Consider the following 4,142-nt stretch of genomic DNA (forward strand, 5'->3'; position numbering starts at 1 on the left):
GAAAGAATCGAGAAAAAACTGGATAAAATGAATAGAAAATAGCCTCTTCCACCAACGGCAGTCACCCCCGATTCCTCCTCCTGACTGCCGTTTTTTTTATTCCCTGTAACCTTTTATCGTTTTTTGTCGTATATGATTAAAGGCGCATTATGCGTGCTGGAGGGCACATCCTATCCGGATTGCAGCAAAAATGCAGCTTTCGCCCATAGAGGCTCATTCACTTCAAATCACAAAGGAAATTGCCATGATGGGGGTCGGAAAAAAAGCAATCCTAATTAGCCTGTCAATAACCTTTACCGGTGCGTTTATGAACTCATGTGACCGCACAGGTACCAACCCGGTCATCGACCAGAGCGATCCATCCATTGTCGAACAACCCGAAAAACTGGTTGACGAGTCCTCGTCATCGATACCCACCCCAAACGCTGCACCCCTGGTTGAAGAACAACCGGTATGGAAACCTTCGGAAAACACTCACCCCTTTGGCGGCAATTATGAACGGGAACCGGGAGAAAAGTGTGTGTACGATTATTACTCGCACTTTGGAACATATTTTGTACAAGCCCTTCCCTACCATTCAGGTGAACACTCTTCCTATGAATGTGACGAATGGGAGCTTGTCGATAAAAACGAAAACATGATTTTCAAGGTCCATCTGAGCGGAGACAACGATTGTCTTTTGAATATTCACCTGAATCTGCAACAGGAAAAACATAAAGAAACTATCACTCTCTGCCCCTAACCTCATTGTGTGAAAGGAATGCGTCATGAAAACCATTACACTCTCTGGTTCTTCAGGTCTCCCAAAGTAACCCGAAACGTCTGATGGTAAACGATTCGATCTCAGCAATCTATCGGGACAGTATCTTTGCCTTTTCAGAACGGTTTCCCCTTAACGCCGATTTAACCGGATTCAACATGGCCATTGACTACCGTGTTATCGATCAGTTGACCGGGGAAAGCAGTGATACTACCGTCACCGTTCAATTTTTTGTAAAAAGAGAAGCGGATGCTCCTCTTCCCGACGATATTTCTATCGACTGCCGGGGCAAGGCAACCCTCGATCTTCTGTATCAGGACCAGTCACTTGTGGGCAAGGAAATACAAGAAAATATGACCGAGCTGGAGATCCGGTTGTATCCCGGTACGGATGTGCCCCGATCGATTTCCACCGAGGTACTCAGTTCCTTCGATAATGAGACATTTTCATTGAAACATGAGGGTGATTACTGGAGCAAAACCTTCACCCGTAAAGTGGAAAATTCGGGAAATCCGGGCGACTATATTGTTCAACATAAGGGTGTCGACAGTATAATCGTTATTTATCGGAATCCGAAACTGCCTCTTGACACACTACGCGTCGCAGTTCCCTTCGGTATCAGCAGAGAAATTATTCTCAGTGATGCTTTTTACTTTGATACCGACGCCGATGGATACACTTCACATACATTTTTCAGAACCGGTCGAACATATTACATTCAATGAACCGTTGCGGTTTAAACGGCCCGACTCCGACACGGTCTATACCGCTCATCTCAGAGAAATCGGCCACGACGGTTCACTGTATATTTTCGCTGTTGTCTCCACTAAACCGGACGATATCGAAATCAAACCCGGGGACCCGGCATGGATCTACGAAGACGCTCATGTCAAGGATGCAATTTTCAACGAACAACGAAATCCCGACAACCGGCGAGTTCCACTCAACGAAAAGAAAGAACCCTATTCCGTCACTCCCTACGCACTCAACAATCCCTATAATCCCGATGCAATCACAACTGATCCTCAGGTGCAAACCTTTATCAACTATATAAAAAATCTCTACAGCGCTCAGGGAGCAGGCACAGCCCCCGACAACGGTGTTATTATCGCGGTAGAACTCTCGGGACAGGTGAGAAATGTGAGACTCCGGGGCACTGTATCAATTTACGATGTGGTTAAGAACCCTATTATATCGGCGATGTGGGTGCGTCGCTTGATCACTACACAAGTACACCGGTCGGCATGACTATAAACGGAAGCATATACACAAATTTTGACGACAGCCTGGTGACATTTCCGGCGCCTCTGGCCCCTTTCAGTGGGGAATATACTCCGATTACAATCCATTATGTGTGGGAATGGGATCCACCCCTCAGCTACCGGGATTCGGGAGATTATGTCGTTACCATCCATAATTCATCTGCGCCCTCAAAAACACTCAGCGAACAGGGGCTGAGCAAAGAATGCTGGGAGCAGGGGACGCTTTCACTGTACTATGATTCATCGGCGGTCACCACGGTTCAACCACAATGGACATCACTCGAAACCAGGTTCTATCCGCCGGAAGAAATAATTTCCGAAAATATTACGCTTTTGATCTATAATGCCGCAAGCAGCGACAGTCTGGTACTTACCCCCACAGATAAAGGCGCGTATTACAGCGCGCCTTTTACCAGACAAATCGGACCATCGGCATTTGATAATGTGCTGCAAAATGACAGTACCGACAGTATCATCGTGATTTACCGCAACGATCGGGTTCCTCTGGATACAGTGCGCATGACCGCCCCCATAATCACCACCCGGGATCTCACCGCCGACCGTGCCTTTTACCTCGACCGGAATGAAGCCACGGCGAACGGCTATCCGGACAGAATCCGCGTGGAGCTGGGCGACATGCTTTTCCCCGATGAACTCGCATTACTCAACGCTCAAATCCAGACCGATACGACCGTACGTGGTTTTTCCATTGATACTATCCTGTCGCACAGCACGGGTTTTGACATCATTTTAACCGAACCTGCCGACGGAACAAAACAACCCTACACCGGCCTCCTGGATAATGAACGCCTGTATGTTGATGCAATTCCCGACCTTCCACGGGGCGGAAGCCTGCCAGCAATCGATATCGCAATTCTGGACAGCATGGCTCCCGTGATTATTTCTGCAACCTTTTACGATTATGTCAGCAGCTCAACCGATACAATGGTTGTTATTTTCTCCGAAGATATCGACACAATCAGCGATGCCCAACCTTTTACGCTGACACGAAATGCACAGGATTTTCTGATTCGGCTTGCATCGGCGTCGGCCGAGAGCACGACCGCCGTTTTTGCCTATGCGCCTCTTGTAGGACAAACCGACCCATCGCAGGGAGACCTCATCCGGATTAACCCGGCCGCCTCTGTTTCCGACAACAACACCATTGCTCAGACAAATGCATCCAACCTTCAGCAGACACTCGAATACTATCTCCTTTATGGTATCCGGAGCGCCCGGTATATCGATACGAATGCCGACGGCCTTATCGATACGATCGATGTGGTAACCGACAGTATAATCGACCAAACCATGCTTACATCACTTGTTCCAAATCTCTACCTGCCAGCGCACAGGAAATTCGACCCTGTAGACATAAACGACGTCTCGATCGCTGCAAACGGATTCACTATCGCCGTTTCTCAGCCGGCTTCAAACCAACCCTTCACCGGCGTCGACAACCGGGACATCCTGACTGTCCACCGAACACAATCATCAAATAACGGGGTAATCCCCTCAACCGAAACACCAATCACAGACAGCATAGCACCGGTAATTGTACGAGCGGTTTACACGCCCGGCTTTGCCGAAGCCGATGATATTGTTCCACCCGACACACTCGCCGTTACGTTCTCGAAATCGGTACCCCCGCTTTCGAGTACCAGTCCCTTTATCATCTCTGCACCCGAGGGTACTCTTTATATCACCATGCTCACAACGATTACGACGCAAAGCGATTCAGTCCACAGATTTATCGTCGATAGTATCAGCGAGCAACCGGGGGGCGCTTGAGCACAGGGTGTAATCTGAATTATTCTTATCAATCGAACTTTGATGAACCGACCCATGGCCTCGGGGTCGACCTTGGTTTAAGCTATCGCCTTTTACGCCATCCGCTTCTGGGCACCCATATTACCGGCCTTACCTTTCAAAATATTGCATCGTTCCAATTTGATAAACTCGACCGCCGAAGAGAAGCGACTCAGATAAAAGCATTGCTCCACTCATCTTTTCTTGAAAATTTTATCGAAATGGACTGGCAGGTGGATATCTCCGATTTGGTAAAGGATGCCGAGCTTTTCACCGGCGGGCAATCACCTTCACTGGAATGGGATGTGGCC

Annotated in this window: 5 protein-coding genes; all 5 read left to right on the forward strand. The window is 48.3% G+C overall.

All coding sequences use genetic code 11. The annotated features are described in order from the left end of the window. Positions 1–190: 190 nt before the first annotated feature. Positions 191–742: a hypothetical protein gene (locus tag GF401_20235; protein ID MBD3347391.1), complete on the forward strand. Its 552-nt coding sequence runs from the start codon at positions 191–193 to the stop codon at positions 740–742. Positions 743–825: 83 nt separating this feature from the next. Then, complete coding sequence (locus GF401_20240) at positions 826–1,485, forward strand: hypothetical protein (protein MBD3347392.1); 660 nt, start codon at positions 826–828, stop codon at positions 1,483–1,485. 4 nt (positions 1,486–1,489) lie between these two features. Next, a complete protein-coding gene (locus GF401_20245; protein ID MBD3347393.1) occupies positions 1,490–2,008 on the forward strand; it encodes a hypothetical protein in 519 nt (172 codons plus the stop codon). Then, positions 2,005–3,813 (forward strand): hypothetical protein, encoded by a 1,809-nt coding sequence (locus GF401_20250; protein MBD3347394.1) that lies wholly within the window; start codon positions 2,005–2,007, stop codon positions 3,811–3,813. Before GF401_20245 ends, GF401_20250 begins: the two co-directional genes overlap by 4 nt. Continuing rightward, on the forward strand, positions 3,810–4,142 hold a 333-nt coding region (locus GF401_20255; protein MBD3347395.1), incomplete at its 3' end, for a hypothetical protein. The genes GF401_20250 and GF401_20255, both read left to right, overlap by 4 nt.

It is taken from the genome of Chitinivibrionales bacterium, assembly GCA_014728215.1.
Lineage (GTDB): Bacteria > Fibrobacterota > Chitinivibrionia > Chitinivibrionales > WJKA01 > WJKA01.